General features: G+C 68.3%; 14 protein-coding genes. 9 read left to right on the forward strand and 5 right to left on the reverse strand.

Annotated elements, in window-relative coordinates; genetic code table 11:
* Positions 1–91 precede the first annotated feature (91 nt).
* The 4 genes from fmt to XnspCFBP7698_RS19870 all read left to right on the forward strand — a co-directional run bounded on the left by fmt (position 92) and on the right by XnspCFBP7698_RS19870 (position 5,533).
* Positions 92–1,015, forward strand: a complete 924-nt coding sequence (gene fmt / locus XnspCFBP7698_RS19855) for a methionyl-tRNA formyltransferase (RefSeq protein ID WP_047694661.1) — start codon at positions 92–94, stop codon at positions 1,013–1,015.
* Positions 1,015–2,325: a 16S rRNA (cytosine(967)-C(5))-methyltransferase RsmB gene (rsmB, locus tag XnspCFBP7698_RS19860; RefSeq protein ID WP_123137713.1), complete on the forward strand. Its 1,311-nt coding sequence runs from the start codon at positions 1,015–1,017 to the stop codon at positions 2,323–2,325. Before fmt ends, rsmB begins: the two co-directional genes overlap by 1 nt.
* A 48-nt stretch (positions 2,326–2,373) precedes the next feature.
* Complete coding sequence (locus XnspCFBP7698_RS19865) at positions 2,374–4,095, forward strand: glycosyltransferase family 39 protein (RefSeq protein ID WP_104581308.1); 1,722 nt, start codon at positions 2,374–2,376, stop codon at positions 4,093–4,095.
* A gap of 151 nt (positions 4,096–4,246) precedes the next feature.
* Positions 4,247–5,533, forward strand: coding sequence for an O-antigen ligase (locus tag XnspCFBP7698_RS19870; RefSeq protein ID WP_104581336.1), 1,287 nt, complete (start codon positions 4,247–4,249; stop codon positions 5,531–5,533).
* 19 nt (positions 5,534–5,552) lie between these two features.
* On the opposite strand, the gene XnspCFBP7698_RS19875 is transcribed toward XnspCFBP7698_RS19870, so the two are convergent.
* On the reverse strand, positions 5,553–6,377 hold the full coding sequence (locus XnspCFBP7698_RS19875; protein WP_104581309.1) for a glycosyltransferase family 2 protein: 825 nt from the start codon (positions 6,375–6,377) through the stop codon (positions 5,553–5,555).
* Here XnspCFBP7698_RS19875 and XnspCFBP7698_RS19880 point away from each other — a divergent pair, their 5' ends adjacent.
* Positions 6,378–7,436 (forward strand): CDP-glycerol glycerophosphotransferase family protein, encoded by a 1,059-nt coding sequence (locus tag XnspCFBP7698_RS19880; RefSeq protein WP_104581310.1) that lies wholly within the window; start codon positions 6,378–6,380, stop codon positions 7,434–7,436.
* Positions 7,437–7,458: 22 nt separating this feature from the next.
* Here the strand turns inward: XnspCFBP7698_RS19880 and XnspCFBP7698_RS19885 are convergent, their stop codons facing one another.
* The 3 genes from XnspCFBP7698_RS19885 to ribA all read right to left on the reverse strand — a co-directional run bounded on the left by XnspCFBP7698_RS19885 (position 7,459) and on the right by ribA (position 10,712).
* Positions 7,459–8,967 (reverse strand): PH domain-containing protein, encoded by a 1,509-nt coding sequence (locus tag XnspCFBP7698_RS19885; RefSeq protein ID WP_104581311.1) that lies wholly within the window; start codon positions 8,965–8,967, stop codon positions 7,459–7,461.
* Positions 8,964–9,473, reverse strand: a complete 510-nt coding sequence (locus XnspCFBP7698_RS19890; protein ID WP_228890353.1) for a PH domain-containing protein — start codon at positions 9,471–9,473, stop codon at positions 8,964–8,966. The genes XnspCFBP7698_RS19885 and XnspCFBP7698_RS19890 overlap by 4 nt, the downstream gene beginning before the upstream one ends.
* A gap of 105 nt (positions 9,474–9,578) precedes the next feature.
* Positions 9,579–10,712: a GTP cyclohydrolase II RibA gene (ribA, locus tag XnspCFBP7698_RS19895; RefSeq protein ID WP_047694675.1), complete on the reverse strand. Its 1,134-nt coding sequence runs from the start codon at positions 10,710–10,712 to the stop codon at positions 9,579–9,581.
* Positions 10,713–10,953: 241 nt separating this feature from the next.
* Between ribA and XnspCFBP7698_RS19900 the strand changes: the two genes are divergently transcribed.
* Positions 10,954–11,475, forward strand: a complete 522-nt coding sequence (locus XnspCFBP7698_RS19900) for a GNAT family N-acetyltransferase (RefSeq protein WP_104581313.1) — start codon at positions 10,954–10,956, stop codon at positions 11,473–11,475.
* A gap of 291 nt (positions 11,476–11,766) precedes the next feature.
* On the opposite strand, the gene XnspCFBP7698_RS19905 is transcribed toward XnspCFBP7698_RS19900, so the two are convergent.
* Complete coding sequence (locus tag XnspCFBP7698_RS19905) at positions 11,767–12,681, reverse strand: lauroyl acyltransferase (RefSeq protein ID WP_104581314.1); 915 nt, start codon at positions 12,679–12,681, stop codon at positions 11,767–11,769.
* Between the two features lie 99 nt (positions 12,682–12,780).
* Here XnspCFBP7698_RS19905 and dtd point away from each other — a divergent pair, with 99 nt between their 5' ends.
* The 3 genes from dtd (at position 12,781) to XnspCFBP7698_RS19920 (ending at position 15,692) form a co-directional block, all read left to right on the forward strand.
* The gene (gene dtd, locus XnspCFBP7698_RS19910; protein WP_047694681.1) at positions 12,781–13,221 is read left to right on the forward strand and encodes a D-aminoacyl-tRNA deacylase; all 441 of its coding nucleotides are present in this window, start codon (positions 12,781–12,783) and stop codon (positions 13,219–13,221) included.
* Between the two features lie 108 nt (positions 13,222–13,329).
* The gene (rpoD, locus tag XnspCFBP7698_RS19915; RefSeq protein ID WP_039564462.1) at positions 13,330–15,204 is read left to right on the forward strand and encodes an RNA polymerase sigma factor RpoD; all 1,875 of its coding nucleotides are present in this window, start codon (positions 13,330–13,332) and stop codon (positions 15,202–15,204) included.
* A gap of 164 nt (positions 15,205–15,368) precedes the next feature.
* Entirely contained in the window at positions 15,369–15,692 is a 324-nt protein-coding gene (locus XnspCFBP7698_RS19920) for a DUF6566 family protein (RefSeq protein WP_104581315.1), read from the forward strand.
* The last annotated feature ends 97 nt before the right edge of the window (positions 15,693–15,789 follow it).

Genomic DNA, 15,789 nt, shown 5'->3' on the forward strand with positions numbered 1-15,789 from the left:
GCTCTGCGCCTTTCAGCTCCACGCTACTCCCGCCCCGGCCAGCACCCCCGCCGTTGCCAATCCCGAATCCCAAATCCCGAATCCCCGCCCTATGAGAATTATCTTCGCCGGTACACCGGACTTCGCTGTCGCCTCCTTGCGCGCGGCCGCGCAGCGGCATGAAGTGGTGGCGGTCTACACCCAGCCGGATCGGCCGGCCGGGCGCGGGCGCGGGCTGACTCCCTCGCCGGTCAAGCTGGAAGCGATCGCGCGCGGCATTCCGGTCTACCAGCCGCAGACCCTGCGCTCGCCCGAGGCGCTGGCCACGCTGCGCGGGCTCGATGCGGACCTGATGGTGGTGGTGGCGTACGGGCTGATCCTGCCCAAGGCGGTACTGGCCGCGCCGACCCATGGCTGCTGGAACGTGCACGCCTCGCTGTTGCCGCGCTGGCGTGGCGCCGCGCCGATCCAGCGCGCCATCGAGGCCGGCGATACCGAAACCGGTGTGTGCCTGATGCAGATGGAAGCCGGCCTGGATACCGGCCCGGTGCTGTTGTCGCAACGTATCGAGATCGGCGAGCAGGAAACCGGCGGGCAGCTGCACGACCGCCTGGCTGCGCTGGGCGCGCAGGTGCTGGCCGACGGCCTGGGTCTGTTGCGCGCCGGCATCCGTCCGGTGGCGCAAGCCCAGCCGGCCGAGGGCGTGACCTATGCGCACAAGCTGGACAAGGCGCAGGCGCGGCTGGATTGGGCGCAGCCGGCGCAGGAACTGGCGCGGCGCGTGCGCGCGTTCAACCCGTGGCCGGTGGCCGAGGCGGTCCTGGCCGGCGAGCGGGTGCGCCTGCATGGCGCGGTGGCGCTGGAGCTGGCGCATCAACAGCCGCCGGGCACCCTGCTGGCCGCCAGCAAGCAGGGTATCGACATCGCCTGCGGGCAGGGCGCGCTGCGGGTGCGGGTGCTCCAGCGCGAGGGCGGCAAGGCGATTACCGCCGCCGATTACCTCAACGCGCGCCGCGACCTGCCGGCGCTGCGCTGATGTCGGCCGATACGGTGGCGGCGGGCGTTGGCTCGCGCCTGGCTGCGGCGCGGGTGCTGACGGCGGTGTTCGACCAGGGCCGCTCGTTGAAGGCCGAGCTGGCCGCCACCTTGCCCGGCGTGGCCGATCCACGTGATCGCGCGCTGGTGGAGGCGATCTGCTTTGCGGTCATTCGCCGGCGCCCGGCGTATGACGTGGCGTTGCGGCAATGGCTGGAACGTCCGTTGCCGCCCCGCGATGCCGAACTCAAGGCGTTGCTGATGGCCGGCTTTGCGCAACTCGATGTGCTGCAATTGCCCGCGCATGCGGCGTTGTCGGCCACCGTGGAGGCATGCCGCGCACTGGGCCGGCCCCGTCAGGCCGGCATGGTCAACGCGATCTTGCGGCGCGCCCAGCGCGAAGGATTTCCGGCGGTGGCCGACGACGCCGGCTGGCCGTCGTGGCTGCGCAAGCAGTTGCGCGCGGACTGGGGCGAGCGTGCCGAAGCCATTTTTACCGCCAGCGCGCAGATGGCGCCGATGTGGCTGCGGGTCCATCGCGGGCGCACCGACCCGGCCACCTATGTGGCACGTCTGACCGACGCGGGCATCGCTGCGCAGGCCGACCCGGTGCTGCCGGATGCGGTGCGCCTGTCCACGGCCGTGCCGATCAGCCAGTTGCCCGGCTTTGCCGAAGGCGAGGTCTCGGTGCAGGACGGGTCGGCGCAGCAGGTGGCCGATGCGTTGCCGCTGGCGCCATCGGCGCGCGTGCTCGATGCCTGCGCCGCACCCGGTGGCAAGGCGGCGCATCTGCTGGAGCGGCACCCGGCGCTGCAGCTCACCGCGCTGGACGTCGATGCGCGCCGCCTGGAGCGCGTGCAGCAGACCCTGCAGCGCACCGTGCCGACGGCGCAGGTGGCATTGCACGCGGCCGACGCGGCCGATACGGACGCGTGGTGGGGCGGCCGGCCGTTCGATGCGGTGCTGCTGGATGCGCCGTGTTCGGCTACCGGGGTGGTGCGCCGTCAGCCGGATGTGCTGCTGCATCGCCGGGCCGACGACATCGATGCGCTGTGTGCGCTGCAGGCACGCCTGCTGGATGCAAGCTGGCGTACCTTGCGGCCGGGCGGGCAACTGCTCTACACCACCTGCTCGCTGCTGGCGCGCGAAAACCAGGCGCAGATCGACGCCTTCCTGCAGCGCACGCCCGATGCACAGGCACAGCCGCTGGGGGCGCAGTTCGGCCACGCGGCGGGGCCGGGGCGGCAGCGCTTCCCCGGCGAGCAGCACTGCGACGGGTTCTTCTACGCACGTTTGCTAAAAGCCTCCTGATCGCGCGCCGGTTCCGGCGCCCCCTCCCGCATCCCGCTGCTGCCCGCCATGCTCAAGACCCGTGCCTCGAAGGATTTCTGGCTGCTGGCCATCACCGCTGTGCTGGTGATCGGTGCCGGCCTCGGATTGCGTGACCCCTGGCCTTCGGACGAGCCGCGCTTTGCCCTGGTCGCCAAGCAGATGGTGATGAGCGGGGACTGGCTGTTCCCGCACCGCGGCAACGAGTTGTACTCGGACAAGCCGCCCATGCTGATGTGGCTGCAGGCGCTGTTCTACACGCTGCTGGGCAACTGGCGGGTGGCGTTTCTGCTGCCGTCGCTGCTCGCGGCGCTGGGCACCCTGGCCTGCGTCTATGACCTGGGCCGGCGGTTGTGGACGCGGCGGGTGGGTGCCTACGCCGCCTGGATGCTGTTGTTCACGCTGCACTTCACCTTCCAGGCCAAGAAGGCGCAGATCGACCCGCTGGTGGTGTTCTGGATCACCCTGGCCAATTACGGCTTGCTGCGCCATCTGCTGATGGGCCCGGCCTGGCGCTGGTGGACGTTGGGCTGGTTCGCCGCCGGGCTGGGGGTGATCACCAAGGGCGTGGGCATCATCGCACTGCTGATGCTGATCCCGGCCGGGATTGCCGCAGCGCGCGGCTGGCCGGGCGTGCGCGTGCATGTGCGCGACCGCCGCTTCTGGCTCGGGCCGCTGTTCTTCTTCGTGGCGATCGCGCTGTGGTTCGTGCCGATGATGGTCACCGCGCTGACTGCCGGCCAGCCCGAATACCGCGTGTATCTCAACGACATCCTGCTGCGCCAGACCGCCAAGCGCTACGCCAGCTCCTGGGACCACGCGCAGCCGGTGTGGTACCACCTGCAGAGCATGGCCACGATGTGGCTGCCGACCATCCTGCTGCTGCCGTGGGCGGTGCCGGCGTGGCGGCGGCGGTTGCGGCGACGCGATGCGCGTTATCTGCTGCCGCTGGCGTGGTGGCTGCTGGTGCTGGTGTTCTTCACCATTCCCAGCGGCAAGCGCGATGTCTACATCCTGCCGGCGCTGCCGATGTTCTGCCTGGCGCTGGCGCCGTTGGCAGCGGGGCTGCTGCGCCGGGCCGGCGTGCAGCGGCTGTTGTTCGCCTTCGTGGTGCTGCTGACGGTGGCCTTCGCTGCGGGTGGGGCGGCGATGCTGATCGGGCATCCGGGGTTCGAGCAGAAGATCATGGACAGCCGCGGTGTCGGCAGCGAAGCGACCGACCCGCTGGGCTGGCTGCTGCTGGCGGTCGGCGGTTGGGGCGTGGCCAGCCTGCTGCTGTTGCGCGTGCGCCGCTCCGCGCTGGCGGCCGCCTCGCTGCTGGGCGCGTGGTGGGTGGCGTTCGGGTTGGTCTGCTACCCCGTCTTCAACGACTCCAGTTCGGCCGGTTCGGTGATGCGCGAGGTTGGCCGGCGCATCGGCCCGGACGCACAGCTCGGCCTGGTGGCCTGGAAGGAGCAGAACCTGCTGATGGCCGACCGCCCGGCACAGACCTTCGGCTTCAAGGTGCCGTGGGAAGAACAGCTGCGCCGCGGCGTGGCCTGGCAGGCCGCGCAACCGGGCCAGCGCTGGCTGATGGTGCAGGAGACCGCCTTGCTGGGCTGCGTGGATCGCAGCCGCAGCCAACTGGTCGGCGTGGCCAATCGCCGCCGCTGGTGGCTGGTGCCGGCCGATGCGGTGCAGGGCGACTGCGTGGCCAGCTCCACCGAGAAGGCAGTCGAAGAAAAGGAGCAGGGCAACCTGGACGTCGAGTGAGGCGCGCATGCCCGCGGCCCGTGCGGCAGGCGCTGCGTCAATGCGCGCGCCGGTGGCCGTCTAGCAGGGATTCATGCGCCGCATCGTTATCTTGGCCGGCGTCGCTGACGCCCCCTGCCTGTTCCACCTCCCTTTTGCTGCCGATCTGTCGATGACTTCCTTGCACACCCCGCCTGCCTCGCGTGACATCACTGCGCCCGTCGTATCACGGTCGGGGGTGGGGATGGCCGAGCTGGGCGTGTTTGCGCTCACCGCCCTGGTGGTGAGCATGCCCAGCGGCCTGTTGCCGTTCGGCCTGTGCCTGCTGCTTGGGTCGTTGCTGGGGTGGCGCAGCCTGCGGGGCGGCATCGCCGCGCGTGATGTGACCTTGCGTACGCTGGGATGGCTGACGGTGGCGGTGATTGCGATGTCGCTGCTGTCGATCGCCTTGTTCGAGCATGGCCTGCGCGATGTAGGCAACCGTTCGCGCTTTCTGGTGCTGCCGTGGGCGGCGTTGTGGGCCTATGCCTTGCAGCCGCGCCAGATCTGGCTGTGGCGGGGCGCGCTGGCCGGCTTGGCGGCGGCCATGGTGATCGCGATCGTGCAGGTGATGCGTGGCGCCGACCGCGCCGAAGGCTTCACCAACGCCATTGTCTTTGCCGACATCGCAATGATGCTGCTGGTAGTGGTGGCGTTCTGCCGGCCCACCGGCGCCGTGCGCTGGCTGGTGGGCGCGGCCATCGCCACGGTGGTGGTGATCGTACTCAGCGGCAGTCGCGGGGTCTGGCTGGCCTTGCTGGCAACCGTGGGCGTCCTGATCTGGGGCGCGCCCTGGCACAGCGCGCGCATACGCCTGCTCACCTTCGTCAGCGGGGCGGTCGTGGCCGTGGGTGTGATCGCCAGCGTTCCCGCCTTGACCGACCAGATGCGCCTGGGCGAGTTGCAGCGCGATCTGCAGCGTTATGAGGTCGGCGACAGCGATTCTTCCGCCGGTGCGCGCATCGAACGCCTGCACGTGGCCTGGGACACCTTGCGTGCGCATCCGCTCGCCGGCGTCGGCGTTGGCCGTTTCGACGATGCGATGCATGAGTTGCCGGCGTGCGCGGCCGACAACGCCCTGTTTCGTTGCCATCTGGGCCATGCACACAACGACCTGGCCGAGTGGGGCGCCACCCAGGGCGTGCCCGGGTTGCTGTTGCTGATTGCGGTCTACGGCGTGCCGCTGTGGCTGTTCGTGCGCCTGCATCGGCGCAGTGGGCAGGTGCAGTTCCGCGGACCGGCCGCGGCCGGGGTGATGTTCGTGATCAGCTACGTGCTGTGCGGGCTGACCCAGTCGATGTTCGCGCACCAGGTGGCGGCCAGTTTCTATACCGCGATGGTGGGCGTGCTGGCGGGGCTGGCAGCGCGCCAGGCGCAGCAGGCCGCGCCGGGATTGCAGGTCACCCGTAACCGGGTGTGATCCGGCAGCGCCCGCGCACTCAGTCGCCGCGCGGTTCCGCTGCGCGTGGCGGGTCCTGCACCGGCTGCTGGTGCTGCAACAGCCACAGCATGATGGTCTTCTGGCGCACGTAGTTGGCGCGCACATAGGCGTAGATCAGCCCGTGCCAGCCGTCGCGGAAGCCGCCGCGCAGCAGATAGCCGCGCCAGAAGCGCCACGCCGGCGCCAGCACCAGCTTGCTCCAGGTGGCGCGCTTGCCGCGCGCGTAATCGTGCTCGGCCATCATCTGTGCGTAGCGCTGGGTCTTGGCCAACTGCTGCATCAAGGAGCGATACGGGTAGTGGATCAGGTCGCCGGGCAACGTGATCACTGCACCATCCACGCTGGCCGCCTCGTGGATCTCGCGCTTGCCGCGCCAGCCGCCGCGGCGTCGGTCGAACAGGCGCAGCACCCGGTCTGGATACGCGTTGCCATGTCGCAGGAAGCGGCCGAAATAGTCCGACAGCCGCGCGAAGCGGTAACCGGCAGCAGCAGGAAACCCGGCATCGCGTGCGGCGATGATCGATGCGCGCAAGCGCTCGCTGATGCGCTCGTCCGCATCCAGGCACAGCACCCAGTCGTGGCTGGCCTGTTGCACGCAATACGCCTTCTGGCTGCGGTAGCCATCGAAGGCGCGTTGCACCACGCGCGCACCGTGCGCGCCGGCAATGGCCGCAGTGGCATCGGTGGAGCCGGAGTCCACCACCACGATCTCATCGCAGAACGCCAGCGAGGTCAGACAGTCGCGTAGGCGATCGGCCTCGTTGAACGCGATAATGCAGGCGCTGATGCGAGGCCGTTCGTCGGGTGCGGTCGAAGAGGACATGTGATGGCCGATTACCTGCTGTTCGCAACGGAGCGTTACGCGTTGCCTATTCTGGCGCCATTGGCGCAGGCATTACAGGCCCGCGGCGACACCGTGGCGGCCTGGTACGAAGGTGGTGCCCGCGGGCTGGTGCTGCCGGGGGTGCGCGAGGTCGGCCTGCGCGATGCGCTGGCCTTGCGCCCGCGCGCGGTGTTCAGCGCGGCCAACTGGGTGCCGCCATTCATCGCCGGTGCCAAGGTGCAGCTGTTCCATGGCTTCAACGTGCAGAAACGCGAAGACAACCGCGGCCACTTCCGTGTGCGCGGGCTGTTCGATCTGTATTGCACGCAAGGCCCGGCCACCACCGGGCCGTTTCGCGCACTGGCCGAGCGCGAAGGGCATTTTGCCGTGGCCGAAACCGGCTGGCCCAAGCTCGACCCGGTGTTCCGCGACGATGGCGGGTACAGCGCTGCGCTGCGTGCGCCGGCCAATGGCCGCCCGGTGCTGCTGTTCGGTTCCACCTTCACCGAGCGCCTCAGCGCAGCACCGGTGCTCTACGAGGAGATCGCCGCCGACATCGCGCGCGGTGCGCACTACTGGCTGCTCACCCTGCATCCCAAATGCGCGCCGGAGCTGTTCGACCGCTATCGCGCGCTGGCCGGTGCCAACGCGCGGTTCGTCGAGCCCGAAGAGGTGATTGCCGCGCAGCGTGCGGCCGATGTGCTGGTGTCCGATACCTCGTCGATCGTGTCCGAGTTCGTGGTGCAGCACAAACCGGTGGTGACCTTCCGCAACCGCGTGCCGCAGCCGCACATGCTGAACTTCGAGCAGCCCGAGCAGCTGCCGCAACAGCTGGCACGCGCGCTGGCGCCGGATGCCGAACTGCGCAGCGCGCTGGCCGCGTATGCCGATGCGATTCATCCGTATCGCGACGGGCAATCGTCGCAGCGGGTGATTGCCGCCACCGACGACTTCATCGCCGGCAAGCTCGGGACGTTGCGACCCCGGCCATTGGGTGCGCTCTGGCGCGGCCTGCAGATCCGGCGCGAACTCGGTTATTGGGGGCCGGCGCAGCGCTGAGCACCGTTAGCCGGCGCTTGCGCTACCAGCGCAGCGTGCGACGCGCCAGTGCGGCGGCCAGTTGCCCCTGCAGCCGTTGCGCCTGCGCCAGTGGCACAAAGCGCAGCCGCAACGCCGGGCCGGTGGCGCTGGCACCGGCGGTGTCCAGCCACAGCGTGGCGGTGCCGGTCAGCCGGTCCAGCGGCGAGCGCTGCAATTGCAGCGCCTGCAGCTTGTCCAGTTCGGCCAGCCGCCACCAGCGTTTCCACCAGCCGCCACGCACCGCCACATAGCGCGTGTCCACGGCATAGCCCATGCGCTGCACCTGGCGATACGCCTTGAACCCGCTCCACGGCAGCCAGAGCAGCAACCATGCGGCCTGGCTGCCGATCTGCCATGCCAGCGCGGCCACCAGCGGCACCAGCATCAGCACCGTGGGCAGGCTCAGGCGCCACCAGCAATGGGTGGCAACGGCCTGCCACTGCTGCGGCGGCCAGGCGATATCGGGCAACAGGCGCTGCAGCAAGGCATCGCAGCGCTGCGGTGGGGCGATGGGTGCCAGTTCCTTGAGCGCGCTGTCGTGGGTGTCGCCGGTGCCGGACACCGCAGTGTCCACACGCAACTGGCGGCGGCCGAACAGCCGGTGCAGACGACTTTCGTACAGCGTCCACGACTGGATGCGCCGTAATGCCACGCTGCTGCGGATGCGCGTCAGCAGACCACGCTCCACGGTCAGGCGCCGCTCCGATTCGCTGAGATGAAAGCCGTGGTATTGCGTTATCGCCAGCGCCACCGAGAGCGCGCGCATGGCCAGCAACACGGCCAGCATGGCGATCACCACCAGCGTGGCGGTGACTGCTGCGCCCGGATGGACCTGACTGACGTAGCGGTAGGCCAGTTCGCCGTTGGTCTCGATGAACGTGGAGGCCACGCGGCGCGGAATCATCTGGTAGATCACACCGATACTGGCGGCCACCACCACCATGCCGCGGTTGGAGATCAGGCCCAGGCGAATCACTTCGGCCATCGGCAGACGTAGCAGGGTGCTGCGGTCCTGCGCCTGCATTTGCGCCTGCGTAGTGTCCGGGTGCTGCGCACGGCGGCGGATCAGGTCTTCCAGGGCCAGGGCCTGATCCAGCCGCAGCACGCGCATTTCCGCTTCCGGCTTGTGCCCGCCCGCCGACTCCAGCCGCACTTCGGCCACCCCGGCCAGCCGATGCAGCAGCGACTGATGCACCACCACGTTATGGATGCGCGCGAACGGAATATCGCGCCGGCTGCGCTCCAGAAGCCCGCTGCGGATCGCCACGCTGTCTTCGCCGATGCGGTAGCGATAGGTGAAATAGCGCAGCACCGAGATCGCCACCAGCACGGCCATCACCACACCGGTGGCGATGTGGTCGGCAACGTCGCGGCTGCCATCGCGGCTGCCGAACACGATCAGTGCCACCAGCGGGATCAGGAACTGGCGGATCTGCTGCAGCAGCACGAACACCCACGACAGCGGATGCAGGCGCTGCTCGTCATCGCCGGAGTGCTGCACTGCGCTCACAGCGCGTCGTCGTGGTGATCGAGTTGGCGGGCCAGGCGGTCGCGCAGCTGTTCGGCATCGGCCTGATCCAGCCCGGACACCGCCACGGCGTTGAGCCGGCTGCCGGCAGTGTGTACCACCAGCGTGGTTAGCCGGGTAGCGCGTTCGATCGGGCCGCGGCGCAGATCCACGTGCTGCACGCGCGAGATCGGCACCCGCGTATCGCTTTGCCACAGGTGGCCACGTTGCAGCGCCAGACCATGCTGGTCGAGTTTCCACAGCGTGAGCCGATGCCGTTTGACCGCCAGCCACGCGCACAGCAACGCGAGCACCAGCATCACGCCCGGCACCACCGGCCAATAGCGCCAGGCATGCAGCGCGGTGAGCGCAACGCCGGTGGCAATCAAACCGGCACATCCGCCGCCGAGCACACCGTTGGCCGCCGCCACATAAGCGCCACGCCGCGGTAGTTGCTGCCACTGCGCGTGGTCCGCGGCCGCAAGCTGGGCAGGCGCGGCGGGGACCAGGATGTCGGGGTGCGGTGGTGGAACGTCGTGCACGAGGCGGGCCTGCAGAAGCGGTTCGCAAGCATAGCCGGGCGCCGAGTGCAGGCGCACCCGGCGCCGGGCGCGCTACTGCGCCGCCAGGATCAGCGCATCCACATCCAGCGCATGGCCGGCACGGGTGGCCTTGGTGCGCAGGTAGTGTTCGTTTTCCGGCGTGATGTCGCCGGTGACCGGAATGCGGTCCTCCACGGCGATGCCGGCTGCGCGCAGGCGCTCGGCCTTGGCCGGGTTGTTGGTCAGCAGCCGGATCCGGCCGATGCCCAGGCCGCGCAACATCGCCACCGCGCTGCCGTAGCGGCGCTCGTCCGGGCCAAAGCCCAGCTGCGCGTCGGCGTCGATGGTGTCCAGCCCGGCGTGTTGATAGCCGTAGGCGCGCATCTTGGCGGCAATGCCGGTTCCGCGGCCTTCCTGGTCCAGATACAGCAGCACACCGCCGCCCAGGTCCTTGAGCTTGGCCAGCCCGTGCCGCAGCTGGTCGCCGCAGTCGCACTTGAGCGAGCCGAACAGGTCACCGGTAAGACAGGAGGAATGCACGCGCACCGGTACGGCGGCGGTCAGATCCGGCTGGCCGACCACGATCGCCACCTGGTCGCGCTGCGCCACGCCGCCGCGGAACACCACAAATTCGCTCATGCCCAGGCCGCGCAGCGGCACCGGGGTGCGGGTGACCAGTTCGAAGCCGGCGGCGGCCGCTGTGGCGCAACCGCTGCCCAGATCGTCCAGGGCCAGCGACTGGCAGCCGGCGAAGGCGGCATGGTCGTGCACATCGCGCAGCTCCACCGCCAGCATGGCCGGCAGCAGCAAACCCAGCCGCGCGATCTCCGCGCCACCGGCATCCAGCGCATCGCCGGCGGTCCACTGTGTTGGTACCGGGGTGTCGCGCAGATAGGCCAGCGCGGCCAGCTGGTCGTAGCTCTGGTCGGCCAGCGCAACCCGTGCGCCCTGCGGCGCGGTCAGCCCCAGCACCTGGGCGCGGGTCGGGGTGACAAACAGATAGTGGCGGCCGTGCGCGGCGCGTGCGAAGGCGGCGTACGACTGCGCCGTGCTGCTGTCCAGCGCCAGCACCGCACGCGACCGCCCGCCTGCGGCGGTCAGCAGCACCGGCCGGCCGGCGCGCAGTTCGGATGCGGCGCGCTCGCAGCGGATCGCCGCCGGATCGCCGAAGGCCTGTGCGCTGGGGGAGGGGACGGGGCTGCTCATGCACGACTCCAGATGGGGATTGCCACGGCCGCTTCAAGGCGGACGCCGCCGCGCCGCGACCGGACGCATGGCGCCATTGTCGCGTGGTTCGCCGCCGCCAGTTGCCACCGCCGGCTGGAACGCTGCATCCAGCGGCCGCGCATGAGTGACCACGCGGGTACCGGTTGGTTGCGCACCGGCCGCGTTGTTCAGCGCCCGGCAATGCTTTCTAATCGGGCGATCTTTCAGCCCAGCAGATCCCATGCGTCTTATCGACTGCAGCGAAGCGCGTCATGCCAGTGCGATTCTGGACATCTTCAACGAGGCCATCGCCCATTCGACCGCGCTGTACGACTACCGGCCACGGCCACCGGAGAGCATGGTCGGCTGGTTCGCCACCAAGCGCGCCGGCGGGTTTCCGGTGATCGGCGTGGAAGACGACGACGGCACCCTGATGGGGTTTGCCAGTTACGGCACCTTCCGCGCCTGGCCGGCGTTCAAATACAGCGTCGAACACTCGATCTACGTGCACCAGGACCATCGCGGCAAGGGGCTGGGGCGCACGCTGCTGCAGGCCCTGATCGCCGCGGCCGAGCAGCGCGGCGTGCACGTGCTGGTGGGCGGCATCGATGCCAGTAACCAGGCCAGCATCGCCTTGCACGAACAGTTCGGCTTCACCCACGCCGGCACCGTGCGCGAGGCCGGCTTCAAGTTCGGGCGCTGGCTGGATCTGGCCTTCTATCAGCGCATCCTGTCCACGCCAGCGGACCCGCACGACGATTGAGCGTGGTGGTGATGCGGCGTGACACGTTCTGCGCGCGAACCTGCCGTAAGCGGTTGATGGGAGCGCGCGTCGTGGCGCGTTCTCCTGCGCGTGCGGGGCCGCAGGACGCGTGATGCGCCGGACCCGATTGCAGCGTCGTTTCGGTGGCTGCACGGCATCTGGCACAACGCCGTCATCCACGCCCGGTAGCTGTGCCCCGCCGACGGGACGGCCCGGGCGCCGATGGGGACGGGTGTGCAGGCAGCACCGGCGCCCGTCTCGCAAGGCGAGTGGCCGCTGGCGATCAATGGCCTAGTGCGGGTGCCGCGCGGTCGCGTAGGGATTGGCTTCGCCACTGCCCGGCGGGCGCAGCGTGTAGCGCTTGTAGGTCCATTGATATTGCGCCGGGTCGCGCCGGGCGATCTGTTCGATGCCGGCATTGAGTGCGCTGGCGGCGCGCACCGGGTCCGGGTCGGCCACGGCCGGGTCGGCCGGCTGCACATGCAGCGCAAATTGCAGGTCGTCGCCGGCGCGCTCGCACCAGCCGTACAGCACCGTGGCGCCGGTGCGTTCGGCCAACCGGTTGACCAGGGTCATGGTCAGCGCCTGCATGCCGAAGAACGGCGCAAACACGCCATCGCCCATCTTCGGCTGCTGGTCGGGCAGGATGCCGACCGCGCCGCCGTCCTTGAGCACCTTGAACAACTGCCGCACGGCCGGGCCTTCGGCGCGCACCTGGCGCACGTTGTCGCCGCCGCGTGCCAGCTGCAGGAAGCCGTCCACCGCCTCGGACTCCGGCGGCCGGTAGACAATCGCGATCGGCCCGCGTTCGGACAGCCACTGGTTGAGCAGCTCCCAGTTGCCGAAGTGTGGCGCGGCCACGATCACCCCGCGGCCGGAGGCCAGGGCTGCGTCGTAGAGCTCCTGGCCATTGCGCTGCAGACGCGCCAGGTTGTCTGCCGGCGGGCGGGTCCAGGTGCGCAGCACTTCCAGGGTCTGGCGTGCGGTCGATTGCAGGACCTGTGCATGCAGCTGCGCGCGCTGTGCCGCGCTCAACTCCGGGTACGCCAGCTCCAGGTTGCGCCACGCCACGCGCGCCTCGCGTGCATTGAGCTTGCGCCAGCTCCAGGCCAGCGCATCGGCCACGCGTTTGAGCAGCGGCCAGGGCAGGCGGCCCACGGTGGCGGCGGTGGCATACAGCAGGCGAGCGCGAAGATCAGGTGTCATCCGCGCAATTCTAAACAGCGCGGCCGGTGAAGACCCGCAGGTGACACGGCGGGCAGCGCTGGGCATGCTGCGCGGCACAGTTTGCTGCCCGGGATGCCCATGCTTGCCTTGATCCAACGCGTTACCCGGGCCTCGGTCACCGTCGACGGACAGAGCGTCGGGCAGATCGGCCCCGGCCTGCTGGCCCTGGTCGGGGTGGAGCCCGGCGACAGCGATGCGCAGATCCGGCGCCTGGCCGAGCGCCTGCTCGGCTACCGGGTATTTGGCGACGACGCCGGCAAAATGAACCGCTCACTCACGGACACCGGCGGCGGCCTGCTGCTGGTCAGCCAGTTCACCCTGGCTGCGGACACCAGCTCCGGCAACCGGCCGGGCTTCAGCACGGCCGCGCCGCCGCAGGAGGCTGAACGGGCGTTCAATCAATTGGTGGCGATCTGCCGCGAAAAACATCGCGGCGGGGTGGAAACCGGGCGCTTCGGGGCCCATATGGTTGTCGACCTGGTCAACGACGGCCCGGTGACCTTCCTTCTCAGACCCTAGATACAACACGTCCACCAGCGGTCCCGTCTTGAATCCGGCAGACCGGGCTTCACGCTGGTATAATGCTAGGTTCTCTTTCCAATCTCAAAGCCGGTGGCGCGAGCACTCATGGCCAACGAACGTCCTGCCCAGCAATCCGACATCAAGCTACTGATCAGCAAGGGCCTGGAACAGGGCTATCTGACCTACGCCGAAGTCAATGACCATCTGCCCGACGACCTCGTCGACCCGGAGCAGATCGAAGACATCATCAGCATGATCAACGGCATGGGCATCGATGTCCATGAAGTTGCACCCGATGCCGAAACCCTGCTGCTCAACGATGGCAACACCGGCAACCGCGAGGTTGACGACACCGCCGCCGAAGAAGCCGCCGCCGCGCTGACCGCGCTCGACACCGAAGGTGGTCGCACCACCGACCCGGTGCGCATGTACATGCGCGAAATGGGTACCGTCGAGCTGCTGACCCGCGAAGGCGAAATCGCCATCGCCAAGCGTATCGAAGAAGGCCTGAGCCAGGTCCAGGCAGCACTGGGCGTGTTCCCGCTGTCGACCGAAATGCTGCTGGCCGATTACGAAGCGCACAAGGAAGGCAAGAAGCGTCTGGCCGAGATCGTGGTCGGCTTCAACGACCTGATCGAAGAAGCCGACGCTGCCGCCGCTGCACTGGCCGCCGCCGGCCCGGTCGCGGTGGACGAAGACGCCGTCGATGAAGACGACGACGAAGACGGCGACGACGACGCGGCCGAAGAAGAGGCCGGCCCGACCGGTCCGGACCCGGTCGAAGTCGCCACGCGCATGGAGAACCTGGCCAACGAATACGCCAAGTTCAAGAAGATCTATGCCAAGAACGGCGCCGAGCACAAGCTGGTGGTCAAGGCGCGCGAAGACATGGCCGCCATCTTCACCACGCTCAAGCTGCCGCTGCCGCTGACCGACGCACTGGTCACCCAGCTGCGTGGCGTGGTCAACGGCATCAAGGATCACGAGCGCAAGGTGCTGCACCTGGCCACCACCGTGGCACGCATGCCGCGCAAGGACTTCATCCGCTCCTGGGAAGGCAACCAGACCAACCTGGAATGGGTGGAAGACGCACTCAAGCGCAAGCAGAAGTGGTCGTCGGCGCTGCGCGACGTCAAGGACCAGATCGTCTCCGAGCAGCAGGGCTCGATCGAGATGGAGAAGGCCAACTACCTGACCCTGGCCGAGATCAAGGAAATCAGCCGTGCGATGGCCTACGGCGAAGCCAAGGCACGCAAGGCCAAGAAGGAAATGGTCGAGGCCAACCTGCGCCTGGTGATCTCCATCGCCAAGAAGTACACCAACCGCGGCCTGCAGTTCCTGGACCTGATCCAGGAAGGCAACATCGGCCTGATGAAGGCCGTGGACAAGTTCGAATACCGTCGTGGTTACAAGTTCTCCACGTATGCAACCTGGTGGATCCGCCAGGCCATCACCCGTTCGATCGCAGACCAGGCGCGCACCATCCGTATTCCGGTGCACATGATCGAAACGATCAACAAGTTGAACCGCATTTCCCGCCAGATGCTCCAGCAGTTCGGCCGCGAGGCCACGCCGGAAGAACTGGCCAAGGAAATGGACATGCCCGAGGACAAGATCCGCAAGGTGATGAAAATCGCCAAGGAGCCGATCTCGATGGAAACCCCGATCGGCGACGACGAGGATTCGCATCTGGGCGACTTCATCGAGGACACCAATGTGGAGTCCCCGATCGACAACACCACCAACATCAATCTCTCCGAGACGGTGCGCGACGTGTTGGCGGGCCTCACCCCGCGCGAGGCCAAGGTGCTGCGGATGCGCTTCGGTATCGACATGAATACCGATCACACGCTGGAAGAGGTCGGTAAGCAGTTCGACGTCACCCGCGAGCGGATTCGTCAGATAGAGGCCAAGGCGTTGCGCAAGCTGCGTCACCCCAGCCGCTCGGAACAGCTGCGCTCGTTCCTGGATATCGACTGACCCTGTCAGTCGCATCCTTACGGTGGTCCCACAACAGCCCCGCACACGCGGGGCTGTTGCGTTTCAGGCGCCGGCCCGGCGACGCCGCTGCAGGCTGTGCTGGATGGAGGAGATCGGCTTCACACCTTGGCGACGAAGCCGCACGGCAACGCACTATTAAGTGGATGTTTCTTTCAATCTCACGTGATATTCCAGCCGGCGCTTCTAAGTTGGTCCACGAAAGGAAACGAGGCCATCCGATGAGTAGACAAAGCCGCTACGAAACCACCACGTACCGCGATCACGAGATCCGCGTACGTGCCGAACAGGCCACGCCAACGGCCAAGTGGACACTCTGGGTGGACGTCTACGCCGACGGAGGCAGCACGCGCCTGCCCCGTATCAACGACCGGACTCAGACCTGGGACACCTACCAGGATGCCATCGCGCAAGGCTTCCGCGAAGGTCGCCAGCTGATCGACAGGCAGCAGCAGACCGCGGATGCGTGATGGTTTTCCCGCCAGCTGATGTATGCCGATCGACTGTGTGCCGAGCGACCAGCACATAAAGCTTGAACGGCCCGGCTATCTCCAGGGGCGTGTGCAG

It is taken from the genome of Xanthomonas sp. CFBP 7698 (genome assembly GCF_003600855.1).
GTDB lineage: Bacteria > Pseudomonadota > Gammaproteobacteria > Xanthomonadales > Xanthomonadaceae > Xanthomonas > Xanthomonas cannabis.

Coding starts and splice junctions, on each gene's coding strand:
- dtd (WP_047694681.1), top strand. CDS start 12,781: ATGCTTGCCTTGATCCAACGCGTTACCCGGGCCTCGGTCACCGTCGAC.
- rsmB (WP_123137713.1), top strand. CDS start 1,015: ATGTCGGCCGATACGGTGGCGGCGGGCGTTGGCTCGCGCCTGGCTGCG.
- XnspCFBP7698_RS19875 (WP_104581309.1), bottom strand. CDS start 6,377: ATGTCCTCTTCGACCGCACCCGACGAACGGCCTCGCATCAGCGCCTGC.
- fmt (WP_047694661.1), top strand. CDS start 92: ATGAGAATTATCTTCGCCGGTACACCGGACTTCGCTGTCGCCTCCTTG.
- XnspCFBP7698_RS19920 (WP_104581315.1), top strand. CDS start 15,369: ATGTTTCTTTCAATCTCACGTGATATTCCAGCCGGCGCTTCTAAGTTG.
- XnspCFBP7698_RS19870 (WP_104581336.1), top strand. CDS start 4,247: ATGACTTCCTTGCACACCCCGCCTGCCTCGCGTGACATCACTGCGCCC.
- XnspCFBP7698_RS19865 (WP_104581308.1), top strand. CDS start 2,374: ATGCTCAAGACCCGTGCCTCGAAGGATTTCTGGCTGCTGGCCATCACC.
- XnspCFBP7698_RS19905 (WP_104581314.1), bottom strand. CDS start 12,681: ATGACACCTGATCTTCGCGCTCGCCTGCTGTATGCCACCGCCGCCACC.
- ribA (WP_047694675.1), bottom strand. CDS start 10,712: ATGAGCAGCCCCGTCCCCTCCCCCAGCGCACAGGCCTTCGGCGATCCG.
- XnspCFBP7698_RS19900 (WP_104581313.1), top strand. CDS start 10,954: ATGCGTCTTATCGACTGCAGCGAAGCGCGTCATGCCAGTGCGATTCTG.
- rpoD (WP_039564462.1), top strand. CDS start 13,330: ATGGCCAACGAACGTCCTGCCCAGCAATCCGACATCAAGCTACTGATC.